This window comes from Variimorphobacter sp. HTMS_6 (assembly GCF_059717775.1).
Map to the genome: position 1 here is coordinate 981385 of NZ_AP046094.1, position 17331 is coordinate 998715.

Annotated in this window: 15 protein-coding genes; 14 read left to right on the forward strand and 1 reads right to left on the reverse strand. The window is 36.4% G+C overall.

Annotated elements, in window-relative coordinates:
• The first annotated feature begins 1 nt into the window (after position 1).
• The 11 genes from AC6IWN_RS04345 to ilvC all read left to right on the forward strand — a co-directional run bounded on the left by AC6IWN_RS04345 (position 2) and on the right by ilvC (position 12691).
• The gene (locus AC6IWN_RS04345; protein WP_497991149.1) at positions 2–1834 is read left to right on the forward strand and encodes an ABC transporter permease; all 1833 of its coding nucleotides are present in this window, start codon (positions 2–4) and stop codon (positions 1832–1834) included.
• Between the two features lie 59 nt (positions 1835–1893).
• Positions 1894–4830, forward strand: a complete 2937-nt coding sequence (locus tag AC6IWN_RS04350) for a CotH kinase family protein (protein ID WP_497991150.1) — start codon at positions 1894–1896, stop codon at positions 4828–4830.
• Positions 4831–5104: 274 nt separating this feature from the next.
• A complete protein-coding gene (locus tag AC6IWN_RS04355) occupies positions 5105–5554 on the forward strand; it encodes a DUF2975 domain-containing protein (RefSeq protein ID WP_497991151.1) in 450 nt (149 codons plus the stop codon).
• A gap of 45 nt (positions 5555–5599) precedes the next feature.
• Entirely contained in the window at positions 5600–5815 is a 216-nt protein-coding gene (locus AC6IWN_RS04360) for a helix-turn-helix domain-containing protein (RefSeq protein WP_497991152.1), read from the forward strand.
• Between the two features lie 25 nt (positions 5816–5840).
• Positions 5841–6182: a hypothetical protein gene (locus tag AC6IWN_RS04365; RefSeq protein WP_497991153.1), complete on the forward strand. Its 342-nt coding sequence runs from the start codon at positions 5841–5843 to the stop codon at positions 6180–6182.
• A gap of 99 nt (positions 6183–6281) precedes the next feature.
• Complete coding sequence (locus AC6IWN_RS04370) at positions 6282–7865, forward strand: DUF4153 domain-containing protein (protein WP_497991154.1); 1584 nt, start codon at positions 6282–6284, stop codon at positions 7863–7865.
• A 29-nt stretch (positions 7866–7894) separates the two neighbouring features.
• On the forward strand, positions 7895–8476 hold the full coding sequence (locus AC6IWN_RS04375; protein ID WP_497991155.1) for a hypothetical protein: 582 nt from the start codon (positions 7895–7897) through the stop codon (positions 8474–8476).
• Between the two features lie 406 nt (positions 8477–8882).
• On the forward strand, positions 8883–9836 hold the full coding sequence (locus AC6IWN_RS04380) for a glycosyltransferase family 2 protein (RefSeq protein WP_497991156.1): 954 nt from the start codon (positions 8883–8885) through the stop codon (positions 9834–9836).
• A 56-nt stretch (positions 9837–9892) separates the two neighbouring features.
• A complete protein-coding gene (locus tag AC6IWN_RS04385) occupies positions 9893–10822 on the forward strand; it encodes a glycosyltransferase family 2 protein (protein ID WP_497991157.1) in 930 nt (309 codons plus the stop codon).
• A 228-nt stretch (positions 10823–11050) separates the two neighbouring features.
• The gene (gene ilvN, locus AC6IWN_RS04390) at positions 11051–11557 is read left to right on the forward strand and encodes an acetolactate synthase small subunit (RefSeq protein WP_497991158.1); all 507 of its coding nucleotides are present in this window, start codon (positions 11051–11053) and stop codon (positions 11555–11557) included.
• A 123-nt stretch (positions 11558–11680) separates the two neighbouring features.
• Positions 11681–12691: a ketol-acid reductoisomerase gene (gene ilvC / locus AC6IWN_RS04395; protein WP_497991159.1), complete on the forward strand. Its 1011-nt coding sequence runs from the start codon at positions 11681–11683 to the stop codon at positions 12689–12691.
• A 152-nt stretch (positions 12692–12843) separates the two neighbouring features.
• Here ilvC and larE read toward each other — a convergent pair whose 3' ends face one another.
• Entirely contained in the window at positions 12844–13683 is an 840-nt protein-coding gene (gene larE / locus AC6IWN_RS04400) for an ATP-dependent sacrificial sulfur transferase LarE (protein ID WP_497991160.1), read from the reverse strand.
• Positions 13684–13997: 314 nt separating this feature from the next.
• Here larE and AC6IWN_RS04405 point away from each other — a divergent pair, with 314 nt between their 5' ends.
• From AC6IWN_RS04405 to AC6IWN_RS04415, 3 genes are all read left to right on the forward strand, one after another.
• A complete protein-coding gene (locus tag AC6IWN_RS04405) occupies positions 13998–14603 on the forward strand; it encodes an HAD family hydrolase (protein ID WP_497991161.1) in 606 nt (201 codons plus the stop codon).
• 34 nt (positions 14604–14637) lie between these two features.
• Positions 14638–15321, forward strand: coding sequence for a SanA/YdcF family protein (locus tag AC6IWN_RS04410; protein WP_497991162.1), 684 nt, complete (start codon positions 14638–14640; stop codon positions 15319–15321).
• 214 nt (positions 15322–15535) lie between these two features.
• Positions 15536–17137: a glycoside hydrolase family 18 protein gene (locus AC6IWN_RS04415; RefSeq protein ID WP_497991163.1), complete on the forward strand. Its 1602-nt coding sequence runs from the start codon at positions 15536–15538 to the stop codon at positions 17135–17137.
• Positions 17138–17331: the final 194 nt, after the last annotated feature.

Genomic DNA, 17331 nt, shown 5'->3' on the forward strand with positions numbered 1-17331 from the left:
GATGTTAATTAGAAACAGCATACGGCAATTAATGAGAACCCCGGTAAAGTCTTTCCTTTTTCTAATACTCATAATGTTTGCAACGATTTTATGTTCTTTGGGAGTTCATTTGTGGAAGATGAGTGATTCCAATGTAAAGGCATTTGAAAAAGCATTTACAACAATCGGGACAGTGGAGCAGAAGAAGACTGTAATGAAGAAAGAGGAAGAATGGGATTCGATTGATAAGATTTTTAGATATTATTATTATCCGGAATACAATGCTCCAATTCCTGTAAAAATTTTGGATTTTAAAGGGGTGAATTACCTTCAAAAGCCCGAAAAAAGACCGTTCTATGGTGCATATTTACCGGATAAGAAGATACTTCCACCGAATGTGAATTGGGGAATAGAAGAGATTATTGTACAATTTAGCGTTGATAAGGATTGTGTACCCGATCATGAGATTGAAATTAATATTAAGAAACAGTTATTTGCCAGATACCTAATTAATACAAAGACGGTTTGGTTTTGCGATCGATATAATCCAAAGCCTGATAAATTATATGCTGGCAAAACTTATATTATGGCTATGGCTGCGACGTATAAATGGACGAGCGATACTTCGATAAGAAGTATATACACTCCGGTAGATATGGTAGGTTCAGTGCAATACACGAAAGACGGTAAAGTAATGCCTGATGATATGCAGGGAATTTTATATGAGGAAGTTACTAAGAACTTTGACCAGTCAGAACATGGAAAACGATGGCTGGCCTTGTCTAAAACCATGGATCGTCCATACCATACCGTTGCAGTCACTCCGACGAATGATACAAATCTTTTAATCCCCTTTTATGGAGGAACCACATATGTCGAAAGGGGAAGGGATATTACGAAAGAGGAATATGAGAAGGGTGATAAGGTTTGTTTGATCTCAAGCAGCTTTGCACGACGAAACAATATCAAGGTGGGTGATAAGATTACCTTACCATTGTATTATGCCAACTATCAATATTCGGCGGGTAGGGCATTTGGGGGAAGTGAAGCATGGAACGGATTTCGCTTACTGAATGTAAAGGGAGAACCTTATCCAGTATTTTATGAAGCGGATTATAAGATTGTCGGTTTTTATGTCAATGCCGGTGGAGGGAACTCAAGCGGTTATTCATTAGCACCAAATGAAATAATTATTCCGACTAAATCTGTCAAATCGAGTGATAAGGATAATATTATTTCATATGGTCCGATGATGGGGTATAATACTTCCTTTCAGATACCGAATGGATCCATTGATAGGTATAAGAAGGCGTTTCAAAAGTTGGGTTACGATGAGTTGGAGCTGAAGTTTTATGATAAGGGATATTCGCAGTTAAGAGCCGGTCTTGATAATATTAAAAATATGTCATTCGTATTGTTAGCGGCAGGACTGATTGCTACTATATTAATTCTTGCATTCTTTTGTAATCTGTTTATTGCAAAACAAAAGAAGCGAACAGCTATTGAACGATCTTTAGGGATGAGTAAATGGAAATGTATCAACTCCATGATTAGCGGAGTGGTATTAATTGTCCTGATTGGAAGTTTAATTGGTTGTTTAATCGGGTTTGGGTTAACAAGTGTGGCAGCTAAGGACTTCAGCGGTCAAAAGCATTTTAGTACGGAGTACACAAGTGGCTCGATAAGTAAGAATTTGGATGCACAAACCGTAATCGAACATACCCATCCAAGCTTCGTGCTTTCGATAAGCATAGGTTTGGTTATAGTGATATTTGCGATGCTGTTATCATATATTGTTGTGACAAGCAGTCTGAGATGTGAACCTTTGGAATTGCTATCGCAGAAAACCGAATAAGGTTGCAACCATAAAACATTTTAAAACGTCTAAGTATATATAATGAGAGGAGTGAAATAATGAGATTTAAAAGTAAAATGTGGAAGTTTGTAGTAGGTGTTTTTTTGGTAGGAATTATAGTAGTTGGCATGCATCAAGGCGCAACTAGGGTTAAAGCGGATGAAGTTGGGACATCTTATAACAAGCAGGTGATTAAAGACCTACTTGGTGCCGGCCAATTTGGTATATCGGACAATGGGGTTACTTTACGCAAGGATGATACTGCAAATGGAGTTATGATATCCGGGCCAAATAGTAACATATCAAACTGTAAATTTACATTTACAAAGGAGTTTAATTTTGATCAAAAAAGTCCTGCGTGGATTATAGTGGATGGGTTAGCGGAGATACGCAAGGATACTGTATTGCAATTCTATTTGGATGATGCAACAGAGAGCTTTGCAACGGTTAAGCTTCAAAGACAGAAGAAGGAGTATAATTGGAATGCACAGAAAATAGTTACAACTGAGATTCCTGGTGCAGGGATTACCGGAAAGCATAAGATATCTTTCCGAGTGGTTGCAGGAAGCGATTCCAGTGCGATATTACTTTTACGCTACATAGAATTTGTACAAAACGATCTGCCGGTAGTTAATTTAAACCTAGATGAGTCTAAGGGATTAATTGATGCAATGAATAATGATCCGGAGCATTTGACCGAATGTTATGGAAATATGACGCTTCAGATTCCGGAGGGATATAAATCGGAATATTCCGATAAGACCTTTACGACTGGAACCTATCCTCTTGAGTATATTCGTGGTAGAGGGAATTCTACTTGGATGGTCGATAAAAAACCATACAAGATGAAGCTCCAAAGTAAGGCGGATCTCTTAGGAATGGGCAAGAGCAAACATTGGGTGCTACTTGCGAATTACTATGATGTATCAATGATTCGTAATAAGATGACCTACTGGATGGGGAATGCTCTTGGAATGGAATTTACACCACAATGTGTGTTTGTAAATGTAGTTATGAATGGAAAATACCTGGGGAGCTATTATCTATGTGAACAGGTACGAGTAGGCAGCAGTGTGGTTGATATTGATGATCTGGAGAAGGATGATACTACAAAGGCTGCAACCGATGCAACAACTATCTCCGGTGGATATCTATTGGGCATGTCTCCTTATGGAGATGATGAGGGACTTACCTTTTCTACAACAAGGGGAAATTCCTATGAGATAGAAAGTCCGTCTTTTGAAGGATATACGAATCAGGCACAGTTTAACTACATAAAAAATTATATTCAAAAAACGGAAGATGCCATTTATGGTAAGAATTTTAAGGATAGCAGTGGAAAATCTTATTCTGATTATATGGATGTGGATTCTGCGATAGATTATTATTGGATTCAGGAAGTCTCAATGAATGGGGATGGATTTATAAGTCCCAGTACATATTTGTATAAGAAAAGAGATGGCAAGCTATATTGGGGACCGTTATGGGACTTTGATTATGTGGCCTGGGGTGCAACTGAATTTGATGGCAATCAAACCAGTGGATTTACACAGAATCAAAAAACTTGGTTTGCACAACTTCTGCAAGATGATAATTTCTATAATAAATTAAAAACGCGTTGGCCTGCTATTAAGGCGAAGCTTCTAGAGGCGGCAAAAGATGGTGGCAAGATTGACCAATATGCAAAAGAGCTTACTATCTCACAGAAATATAACTATGATATCTGGGAAAAATTTAATGACTACGGTGAGGACATGTCAAATGTTACATATAATGGTGAAGTCTCACGATTGAAGAGTTGGATTAAGGCTCGTGTTACCTGGATTGATGCAAATTTAAATAAAGTAAGGCCATCTATTTATAAAGTGGTATTTCAGGTAGATAACAAAGATTATAAGGATTACAGTGTTGAATCAAATTCCACGTTGGATCAGCTGCCGAATGACCCGACAAAAAAAGGATATTATTTTAAAGGTTGGTATACAAAGGGCAAAATTAATAACAAGGAATATGAATACCAGATAACCGCTCCGATAACTGTCAACTCCAATATGACTATCTATGCCAAGTGGATGAAGATATCTGATGTAATAAAAGCAACAAAAATATCGTTTGCTGCGCAAGATATCTATGTTCCGACCTATGGTTTAGTTGTACTGAAGATGGGAACAAAACCTTTTGATGGATATATCGGTAAAGTAACTTGGAGCAGCAGCGATTCCAGTATAGCAGAGCTATATGATAATAATGGCAATGTATATACCAGTGATAAAGAAGGTGTAGTAACAATTAAGGCTACCACAAGTACAGGGCTGGTAGCAACCTGTAGGATCCATGTTGTATCCAATATGAATGATAAAATAACAAAATTCACGTGTATTCAAACCGATTCAATGAGTATTGGTGAATATAAGAAGATTAACTTAACAAAAACACCGGGTACGAAAGCTTTGGGTATCTTTAGCTATGCCTCACAGGATCCTTCTATTGTTGCAGTAAATGAGATTGGTGAACTATATGCGAAGAAAGTTGGTACAACGAATATCTGTATTTATAACGCGGATAGTAATACCATGAAGTTTTGCAAGGTAACCGTCAAGGCAACTCAGTTTGAAAATGGTGGATTAAAGTATCAGGTTATCGCATTGGGTAAGATAAATTACGCTAGATGCATTGGAGTAACGGCTAAAATGTCCACAATTACTGTACCGGCTACGGTGACAAATAAGAATGTAAATTATCGAATATACTCAATCAGTGATAAAGCATTTAAAAATAATACTAATGTGAAGAAAGTAGTATTAGGTTCTAATATATCCTCGATTGGAACGGAGGCTTTTGCAGGTTGCAAAAACCTAACTTTAATCAAGATAGAATCTTCTGTATTATCGAAGGTTGGAACATCAGCAATAAAGGGAGTTAACAAACAATTTAAGATTGAAGCTCCTAAGAACAAGCAAACAGCGTATAAGAATTTGTTTTCAAAAGCAAAATAAAATAGAAATATTTTAAAGTTAGATACAGCCGGGGAGATTCATACCCGGCTGTATTGTATATCTAAATTCAATAATTATTTATCGAAAAACAATAAATAATTATTGACTTTCGTTTTTCATGATGATATATTATTATCAAGGCAGGGAAAATTATAACGTTTTTCTGTTATGATTTTATAAGTCAGGTATGTTAGTGATGGCAATGTACCTAGAGAATACCGTAACATAAACCGGTTTAATTAAGAAAAATATTATTTCAGGAGGAAGTTTTCTTATGAGTAAGAATCCATTGGTACGTGTCACTAAGCTCTTATTAGATTTTATGTTTTTTGTGGGGATAGCGGTATGTATAGCGGTTCCATTGATATTTAAGTTTGCAGGGAAATATTATAGTATATTTGAAACATATTATCTCCCCTTTTGTATTTTGTATATGATCGCAGGTTTATTTGCGTTGATTATTCTATGGGAGCTGCGTAAAATGTTCCGTTCAGTTATGCAGGAAAATCCATTTGTAATAGGGAATGTGATATCGTTAAAGCGTATGGGAGGCTGTTCCTTCATTATCTCGCTTTCAATGTTACTTCGATTGGTATTTATTATAACTGTGGCTGAATTAATTCTTGTAACGGTATTTTTGATAGCTGGATTATTTTCCGTTGTACTGTCTATGGTATTTGACCGAGCGGTAACTTATAAAGAGGAGAACGATCTTACCATTTGATTTGGCGACATTTGGGAACGTACATGGGTAAAATGGAGGAAATATATGATTTTAGTAAATTTGGATGTTGTAATGGCTCAAAGAAAAATTGGTTTAACAGAGCTAGCAGAGAAGGTGGATCTTACTCTGGCAAATCTGTCCATTCTTAAGAATAATAAAGCAAAAGCAATGCGATTTACCACCCTTGAAGCCATCTGCGAGGCACTGGATTGTCAGCCGGGTGATATCCTAGAATATGTAAAGGATGATAAAGAAGAGTAGGATTAGTATAAGGGGTGTGGAAACTATGATAACAATGTTTTTTGCTAATGAGAAGGTCGTCGGTGGAAAGTTGATATTATATGGAATATTAATTTCGGTGATTATATTTTACTTGATCTTTATACTGTTTCGTGAAAATAGAAACCGAAAATCAATGATATATTATTCAGTAGGAGTAATAATTGCACTTGAGGTATGTGATATGCTTTGGTTATCTTATCTATTTCCTCACAAGGAATATGTGAATCGAGGATTAGAGGGAGCATATAATTTGTTGATATTTCCAACATCACTAATCATCTTGAATACATCAATTACTGTTAAAAATAAGATAAATGATAGTACACTAAAAAGTACGTTGAATTAAAAATAGATTTATAAGTCACAAAGAGTTTTGTAATATTTAGACAACGATCAAAAATGAAAGTTAGAAAACATATAAAATTAAAATAATGGAGGTAAAATTATGGAACAACTGAATAATCCTCTTCCTCCACAGGAAGAGAAAAATCCCGCAGCGGAGGCGGTAATTCTTAGAAAGGAATCTCCACTGTTTCTACAAGTGCGCCAAAATTTCGGGTTATATGGAGCAATTAGCCTAACCTTTGGAGGTGCATTTGCATTACTTTTTTATAAGGCTTGGATTGGATTAAATGTATTATTGTATGCAGCAATCATTGTCGGGCTCTTAGCAATCGTTATGATGAAATTAACTTCAAAGATAAAATCTGGTACAAAACTTTACTTTACAGCAGTTATCTTGTTGGGAATTTCAACAATGTTAACGTCAAATGGGACAGTTCAATTTTTGAATATAGTTGGTATCTTAATATTGCTGGATCTATCCCTTCTGCATCAATTTTATGAAGTCGGTAGATGGGAATTTGCAAAACACCTAGTCAAAATGTTTGGCATGGTATTTAGTTCAATTGCATGCATCTGGATGCCATTTGCAGACAGTATTAATTACTTTAAGAAAACGAAAGTTCTTAAAAATGATAAGGTACGGAATATTACAATCGGAATCGTCATCGCAATTCCTATCTTGTTTATTATAACAGTATTATTATCTGGCGCAGATATATTGTTTGGAAGCGTGACAAAAGATATCTATAATACAGTATTTTCAGCCGATATATTCTGGATTATAACGATGATATTATTTGGTTTACTAGCGTGCTATTGTATTCTCTGTGCATCGGTTAGTAAGGTGGGAATTGAAGATGTGAAGAGTTATCAAAAAGCGGATGCCACAATAGCTGCCACGGTTATGACATTATTATGCCTTGTTTATGCCTGCTTTTGTGTACTACAGGTCGTCTATTTGTTTGCCGGTGGATTGTTTACCTTACCGGAGGGTTATACTTTTGCAGAGTACGCAAGAAGAGGGTTTTTTGAATTGATGTGGGTTACTGCAATCAATATTGGTCTTATGATTCTTTGCAGAAGTTTATTTAACGAAAGTAAATATCTTAGCTTGTTAGTTGTGATTATGACAGTATGCACCGGAATCATGATTGCTTCAGCGACGTATCGTATGATTTTATATATTAGCGTGTATCACCTGACATTTTTAAGATTGTTTGTATTAATGATTCTATTAATTGAGGTATTTGTGCTGGCAGGTGTAATCATATCTGAGTATAAAAAAAGCTTTCCGTTATTCACCTACAGTGTAGCAGTTGTTACTACATGTTATATTATTTTTTCCTTAGGAAAACCGGACATATGGATAGCCTCTTATCTTGTGGATCAAAAAGAAAATTTAACATTAAATGATCTATTCTATGTCACTTCGGATTTATCCCTTGATGCCGCAGGGGTAGTCCTACCGTTAATTGGGGATGAGAAACGCTGGAATAACGAAGGTGAAAAACTTGATGACGTAACAGCATATGAATCGGATCGAATATATAATAACAGTTATGAGGATATGATTAAGAATTATTATGCTAGAATTAAAGAAGCAAATCAGGGTGCGGATCTTAGGGAATATAACTATTCGAATAGTAAAGCAAATGAGTTGGTAAAAGAATATCCGATGAAATAGGTTAGTGAAAAAAGTATATGAGGTTGTTTATGAAACGATATTTTAATTTTGATAAGAAACATTTACCACTAATTACTGTTTTGATATCTATATTTGCAATTGCAATACTTTGTTTATATATATTATCCTTTCTTGCATCAAAGGATATGTATTTATACTTCAATTCAATTATTAATTCAAGGATTAAAAATGTTATAATTTATATCCTAATTATTGATATCAGCATTAGTGTATTCATTATCATAAAAAATAGGAATCTTAAAATATATGTAATAGTAGTTTGTCTTTTGTTTGGATTCTTAAACTATGCATTTAATGGTTTCTTGGAACCTGATATAGCATATTTTGAGTTTACATCACCAGACAATAAAACGATATTGATTGAAGAATATTCATTTCTATTAGGTGGTTGGAGTAATGTGTATCAAAAGAAGGATAACCATATTCTTATAGATTTGAAAGGAAATATTGGCACTGATGATGGTTATACACCTTTTTCAAATAATGATTATAAACTAAAATGGAAGAAGAATTCAGTAACAATAACATATGGTTTTGGAAGTGAAGGTATCGAAAAAACTGAAACAATTAAGTTAAATAATAAAAAATAAAATGTTTTAGGGCTATATCTATGTAATTCAATATCAGGTTGCTATAAAGCGAAAGAAAGATGATCTCGGATTAAAAGTATTTGTAGTTTATGTGCAATTCTTAGGTGCCAGATGGAACGATGAAATCAGATGTGCTTGTAATCGCACGAGCGCAAATGTTTGACGAAGGAGTATTTTGCGCGTTCTGATTGTTTCAAGTGAAGGAGGGTACCTTAGAACTGCTAGTAAACTACAACTGTCTTTTATTACGAGATTACTTTCCTTATCGCTTTATTAGCAACCGTTTCTTGAATAACGATAACTACATTTTATATATTCTTAATAATCTTTCTGGTTTTCATTTCTCCAAATTGTGGTATACTTAACACAAAGAGTATATATTATGGAAGGAAATGAAATATAAACTATGGAAGAGTCAAATACAACAAATAAACCAATCAATAATTACTCGGTGGATGTAATCATTCCGACCTATCACTCTGACGATAAGCTGAATAAGCTATTGAAGATGTTGGACAGTCAGACGGTTAAGCCTGGCCGGGTTTTTATTCTGCATACAGAAGAAACTCCGGGACAGGAACAGCCGTTGCCGGAGGTTGAAAATCTTAATATTACAGTAGTTCCAATTGAGAAGTCTTCCTTTGATCACGGTGGAACTAGAAAATACGGTGCATCCCTTTCCGATGCTGAGTTTATTATGTTTATGACTCAGGATGCGATTCCTTCTGATGAACACTTAATAGAACATATACTTGCTCCATATGATGATCCCTGGGTGTCTGCAACCTATGCCAGACAGCTGGCAGATGAGAAAACAGAATTTTTAGAGCGATATATCCGTAGTTTCAATTATCCGAAGAAGAGTATGGTTAAATCCCTAGAGGACTTGGATACCATGGGAATTAAAACATTTTTCTGTTCCGATGTATGTGCTACCTATCGTAATATCGTTTATAAAAAAATGGGTGGTTTTGTGGACAAGACTATATTTAATGAAGATATGATTATGGCAGCCGCGATGATTAAGGCGGATTACCGTGTGGCCTATGTGGCTGAGGCAAAGGTAGTTCATTCCCATAATTATTCCTATATGCAACAATTTACCCGTAACTTTGATCTGGGAGTATCTCATAATCAATACGTTGAAGTGTTTTATGGTATAAAATCAGAATCAGAGGGGATCAAGATGGTGAAGAACGCCATGAAATATCTCATTAGCAAAAAGAAATACTTATTAATTCCGGATTTGATTCTTAGCAGTGGATTTAAGTTTCTGGGCTATCAGGTTGGCAAACGGTATGATATTCTCCCAAAGAGCTGGGTGATATGTTTTAGTATGAATAAGTCCTTTTGGAAATAATAAACCTAACACGGTGAAAATTTATAATAAACTATAGATTTGATGGAGACGTTAACATGAGTACTGTAGCAGTCGTAATGGCAACCTATAATGGAGAAAAATATATTAGGGAACAGATTGATTCCATTCTGGCGTCAAACTATCAGGATTTTGAACTGTTTATCTATGATGATGGATCACAGGACGATACAGTATCGATTTTAAGATTTTATGAAGAACAAAATCCGTCCAGAGTGCATGTGTATCAGAATGTGAAAAATCTTGGTCTGGTTCGTAATTTTATAGAAGGGCTTTCAAAGACGACGATGGATTATGTGATGTTTTGTGATCAGGACGATGTGTGGAAGAGTAACAAGATCGGTATTACATTAAAGAGAATGCGTAATATGGAGGCACAATATGGCAAAGGAATGCCCTTTGCAGTATTTACGGATACTTCTGTGGTAGATAGTGACTTGCAGGAGCTTTATCCCTCATTCTTTAAATCAAATCATCTGGATCCTTCCAAAACGGATTTATCTCATTTACTCATGGAGAATAAATTAATAGGTTGTACCGTGATGGTAAATGCTGCATTACGTAAAATTCTACAGAGTAATCGTATGCCTCAGCACGCCAAGTATCATGACTGGTGGGTGGCGTTGATTGCAGCCTCATTTGGTAAAATTGGATTTGTGAACGAGAGTACGTTGATGTATCGACAACATGGAGGTAATATCGTTGGAGGTGCAGATTTTAAGTCATATGTTAAGAACAGATTGCATTCGTTACATCAACAAAAGGAATCTATCCTATCACTTGAACAACAGGCCGCAGAATTTGTGCATTTGTATGGCGAACAATTGTCTGCGGAAAAAAGAATGATTATTCAGAGATTCAGCGAATTAAGTGAAGCAGGTTTTTTACAAAAAAGGCAGATAATTCTAAAGAAAAAATACCTAAAGACAGGGCTTGTTCGCAATATTGGCTTGCTTATAATCATTTAAAAAACATGTATTTTTATGCAACGCTTTATCGATTTAAACCAATAAAAAATTTCTGCAAATACCGTCGTTTCAAGACTTGACAAATAGTGAGGTTGCTGATACAATAACTTAAAACTTAATAATATTACTTTTTATACAGCAACAGAAGCCCCATTACAGAGTGACCTGTGGTGATGGGCTTTTCTATTTAGATACGAAAAGTAATATACATACAGAGAGGAGCCTTCTATGAAAAGAATGGTATTATCAATTCTGGTAGACAATACAGCGGGTGTGCTAAGTCGTGTTTCGGGATTGTTTAGCAGAAGAGGGTATAACATCGATAGCTTAACTGTAGGAGAGACCCAGGATCCGGAAATCTCAAGAATGACCATTCTGGCTCATGGCGATGATCAAATTTTGGAGCAAATCAAGAAGCAGTTACTCAAACTGGAGGATGTTTTCGAAATTAAGGAATTAGCTCCTGGTGAATCCGTTACAAGAGAATTGATTTTGGTAAAGGTCAGTGCAACTGAGAAGGATCGTCAGAGCATTATATCTATCGCTGATATTTTCCGAGCTAAAATCGTTGATGTCGCTTTAGAATCTCTTATGATTGAGCTTACTGGTAATCAGGAAAAGATTGATGCATTTATTAATTTGTTAAATCAATATACGATAAAAGAATTGGTACGTACCGGGATCACCGGTCTTGCCAGAGGGTCAGGAGATATTGCAGATTATATCGAAGATTAATTTGTGACAGGAATTAGGTTTATAAATAGGGGAGCAATCCTCATTTCATACAAAGGGGGAAACCCCGGAGTAAATTAACATGCTGGGACGAATAGTCCTGCAAAAAACAAGGAGGATATAAAAATGGCAAAGATTTTTTATCAACAGGATTGTAATCTTTCATTATTAGAAGGAAAAACAATCGCCGTAATCGGTTACGGTAGTCAGGGACATGCACATGCATTGAATGCAAAGGAATCAGGAGCAAACGTTATCATTGGTCTTTATGAAGGAAGCAAGTCCTGGGCAAAGGCTGAAGCAGCAGGATTTGAAGTATATACTGCAGCAGAAGCTGCTAAGAAAGCAGATATCATCATGATTCTTATCAATGATGAAAAGCAGGCTAAGCTTTACAAAGAGGAAATCGCTCCTAACTTAAAGCCGGGTAATGCATTAATGTTCGCACATGGTTTCGCAATTCATTTTGGTCAGATTATTCCTCCTGCTGACGTAGATGTATTAATGATCGCACCAAAGGGACCTGGTCATACAGTAAGAAGTCAGTACCAAGAGGGTCGCGGTGTTCCTTGTCTTATTGCAGTTCACCAGAATGCTACAGGCAAAGCACATGATTTAGGTCTTGCGTATGCATTGGCAATCGGTGGCGCCAGAGCAGGTGTTCTTCAGACAACCTTCAGAGAAGAAACAGAAACTGATCTTTTTGGTGAGCAGGCTGTTCTTTGTGGTGGTGTTACCGCTCTTATGAAGGCAGGTTTTGAGACATTGGTTGAAGCAGGTTATGAGCCTGAAAGCGCATACTTTGAGTGTATCCATGAGATGAAGTTAATCGTAGACTTAATCAATGAAAGCGGTTTTGCTGGAATGAGATATTCCATCTCCAATACAGCAGAATACGGTGATTATGTAACCGGTTCTAGAATTATTACAGCTGAAACTAAGAAAGAGATGAAAAAGGTTCTTACTGAGATCCAGAATGGTACCTTTGCTCGTAACTGGTTATTAGAAAATCAGGTAGGCTGCCCGAACTTCAATGCAACCAGACGAATTGAAGCACAACATGATTTAGAGGTAGTTGGTGCAGAACTTCGTAAGATGATGAGCTGGACTAGCAAACCGAAGTTAATCAACAACTAATTACATTAATATAATAAATAAAAAGTGCTGTCTCGCTAATGATTAAGTAATCATAGGGTGGCAGCACTTTTTTGATATCCGGAATGAAAATAGATTTTATTGCTAATATACCGACGAATGAATTATCTTATTTGACATCAATGAATGCAAAATCAATTGTTCAGGCCGTAATTCATCTCATTCGTACTTAAGGTCTCATTCATACTTCCGGTTCGATAACCCCTCAGGTCTAGAGACACATAGGTAAAACCGATTTTGCGGAATTCCTCATAAAGTTTATTACGAGTATCGGTGTCAAGAAGTATCGCAAACCCTTTTTCATCGGTTTCAATGCGTGCTAAATTATTATGAATCCTTACTCTCACCTGCCAGATACCAAGATCAAGTAAGTATTGCTCTGCTTTATCAATCATAATGAGGCGTTCCGGTGTAATGCTTTCTCCATAAGGAAAACGGGAGGAGAGACATGCAAAGGAGGGTTTATTCCATGTCGGTAGTCCGAATTTTCTGGATAACTCTCGTATTTCTGCTTTCGTAAATCCAACATGCCTTAATGGACTATGTATTCCAAGCTCCTTTACTGCAATCAATCCGGGACGATAGTCACCATTATCATCACTGTTGGAAGCTTCTAGTACCGCTGTTATATGTTTTTCCTTTGCCATATCAGTGATCTTGGTAAAGAGCTCGGATTTACATAGATAACAACGATTTTTTGGGTTTTTTGAAAATCCTTCGATATCCAGCTCCTCTGAATCCACTACATAATGTTCAATCTCATGTTCCAGAGCATACTGGGTTGCCTCATTTAACTCTCTCTCCGGGAAGCTAAGTGAACGGGCAGTAACTGCTATGATATTTTGTCCGAGTGCTTCTTTAGAAGCATGTAATAGGAACGTAGAGTCAACACCGCCAGAAAAAGCAATTGCTGCACAACCAAGCTTCTTTAAATATGCTAATAATTCTTCATATTTCAAATGTAAATCATCCATAAATTTACCTCCATTCCTGCGCACATTTTATACGCATGTAAAGTTTGAGTCGAGGATTACATAGGCACAAACTTCGCGGTGAAAGATTTATCTTTCACGATATCTTTTTGATTCTGATATATTACTTATATTCATATAAGAATACTATGAAATATTATATATTTTATATAACTCTTGAGGGACTGTCAAGAGCGAAGTTATATTGCACTGGTGTTGGATAAACTCTGTTGACATAAGAATCTTATAATGGTAAAGTCAAGAAAATGGATAATTAATACAATACACTATAAGATACGAACAGATGGGAGACAGTTATGATAAAAACGGTAATACTTGATATTGGAAATGTACTCGCTTGCTTTGGTTGGAAGGAATATTTGATGGATTGTGGATACGATAAGGAATTATTTGAGCGTATCAGTGCTTCAACAGTTTATAGTGATGCTTGGAAGGAATGGGACAGGGGGAGTATGACCAGGGAAGAGATGACTGAAATCTGCTGTCAATACGACATCGGTATTGAAAAAGAGATAAAGCACTTCTTCGACCATATTTATGATACTGTACGAGAATACGAATACTCAGAGGGGTTTGTGAAGCGATTAAAGAATAATGGTTATCAAGTGTATCTTCTTTCGAATTTTAATGGAGGACATTATGAATATTGTAATGAGAATCTTCGCTTTTTAAAATATGTGGATGGTGGGGTGATATCTTATGAAGTAAACCATGTAAAGCCTGAAGCTCAGATATATCAGATTTTACTTGATAAATATAATATCAATCCATCCAGTGCGGTTTTTTTAGATGATATGGAGGAGAACCTTGAAGCAGCAAAATTATATGGAATACATACGATACTAGTAAAAAGTCATGAACAAGCACTGGATCAATTAAGAAGTCTTGGAGTTGTGATATAAGAGGAAATAGGAATTATTATTAAGGAGAACGAAGATGAAGCGAGTAAAGAAATTATTAGTCAGGGTAGCAATTTTGTTCGTTATTATGGGGTTAGCAGGAATCGTAACATCGTTATGTATAAACTGGTATGTAACCTCTTCCGTTAAAGGTAGAATGGTTACAGTCTCTGAGGCCGAAAAGCGAAAGAACATGGATTGTATTATTATTCTGGGAGCCGGAGTATGGAAGAATAACACCCCTAGTCCAATGTTAAAAGATCGTTTGGACCAAGGGATTGCTTTATATAAGTCGGGAGTTTCTGACCGTTTATTAATGAGCGGGGATCACGGACGCACCAATTATGATGAAGTAAATGTAATGAAACAATATGCGATTGATGCTGGGATACCTTCGGAGAATATATTTATGGATCATGCGGGTTTTTCAACATATGAGAGTATGTACAGAGCAAGAGAAATTTTTCAGGTAAAAAAAATGATAGTAATTACACAGAAGTATCATATGTATCGCTCTTTATATGATGGGAAAGGCCTAGGACTTGATGTATACGGTGTGGCCTCTGACCCAAGAAAATATCGTGGACAAAATTACCGAGAGGAGAGAGAAATACTCGCACGCTGCAAGGATTTCCTTTATATCATTGTAAAGCCAAAGCCAACCTATCTTGGGGACGCAATTCCGGTCAGCGGCAATGGAAACTCTACAAACGATAAGTAATACAGGACGAGAACTTACCACTGATTCCCTACCCCTAACCAATTGACGTAGTGCACAATGGATGATAGTATTTGAATAGGTGATGTGTAAATAATACACAAAGCATATGACACTATATTACACCAGATATCCATTCGTTTTAGGATGCTTTACATTAAATCAATGTATCTAAAACAAATGGACATAGTTACAGCACGTTAAAAGGGAGGGCAAAATGAAACAATATTTTAAATCATGGACGAATAAAAAGTTCTTGGTAATTATTCTTACAGCCATTTTTATATTAAATGGCGTAATGACATCAAGTGGATTGAGTGCATCTGCAAAAGTAGACCGTACTGTTCCGACTGCTCCAACGAATTTAAGAACAACATCCGTTACGAGCAACTCAGTATCTTTAACATGGAACGCATCTACTGATAATGTGAAAGTATCCTCCTATGAGATCTATAAAAACAGTTCTCTTGTAGGGACAAGTACTTCTACATCTTATAATGTAAGTAATTTAACCCCAGCAACAACTTATTCCTATTACATAAAGGCAAAGGATGCAGCAGGTAACCGATCTGCAAGTAGTAATGTTATATCAGTTCAAACAGCTGCAGCAATAACACCAACCCCGACAGCGGTACCCACGGTAGCACCTACTGCAACGCCAAGTCCAACCGCAACTCCTATTCCTACTGCGACAGTAGCGCCTACCGCAACACCTGTTCCAACGGTAAGTCCGACCAATGCTCCTACACCCACCCCGGTTCTTGCCGGTAAAAAGATGGTAGGATACTATGCAGCATGGTCAGCGTATTCACAGTTCACACCGGATGATGTGGATGTTATGAAATTAACGCATATTAATTACGCTTTTGCTAATATTGGAAGTGATTATAAAATAGCTCTAGGATATCCTGATGTTGATCCATCAAACTTTACTAAACTCAATGCCTTGAAACAGATTAATCCTAATCTTAAGACTCTTATTTCAGTGGGTGGATGGGAGTGGTCAGGAAGATTCTCGGATGTAGCTTTAACCGACGCATCGAGAACCTCATTCGCAGACAGCTGTGTTGATTTTATTGTGAAATATGGTTTCGATGGTGTAGATATTGACTGGGAGTACCCGGTATCCGGTGGCTTATCAACCAATATTAGACGTGCCGAAGACAAAACAAATTTTACCTTGTTAATAGCTAAATTAAGAGAGAAGTTGGATGCAAGGGGTGCAATTGACGGAAAACAATATCTGTTGACCTTTGCAGGAGCAACTGGTAGCTGGTATACGAATAATGTTGAATTAAGTAAATTAAGTCAGTATGTAGACTATGCGAATGTTATGACTTATGATATTCACGGAAGCTGGGATTCCTATACGGATTTCAATGCTCCTCTTTACAATAATACCGATACTTCTCCACAATATAAGGATAGTGTAGATTCAAGCATCAAAGCATGGATTAATGCAGGTTTTCCTACGAATAAGATTATTATGGGAGTTCCGTTCTACGGATATATTTATAAATCCGTTACGAATGTAAATAATGGATTATACCAAAGATATTCCGGAGCGAATTCCATAAGTTATGCCAATATTGAAGCGAACTATTTGAATGCTTCTGGTTATGTACGTAATTGGCATACTCAATCTATGGTTCCTTGGTTATTTAACGGATCGACCTTTATCAGCTATGATGATCCACAATCCATGGGCTATAAGGCCTCCTACATTAATAGTAAAGGTCTTGGTGGAGCAATGATGTGGGAATTGAGTCAGGATCCAAACCGAGTACTTTTGACTGCACTGTATAACGGATTGAAATAGGAGTTAGACGCCTTAGGTAAGTGTCAAAGTTTATTACGATATAGGTATTGATAATAACGCACACGCTATTGATTTATGTTATGAAGTGATAAACAGCCAAGTAATCAAAGACGCATTCCTATTTTGGGGATGATGAAGTTTATCACGATAAATAGCGATACATACTAAAAGCCGTACAAATACGCAATGCGTGT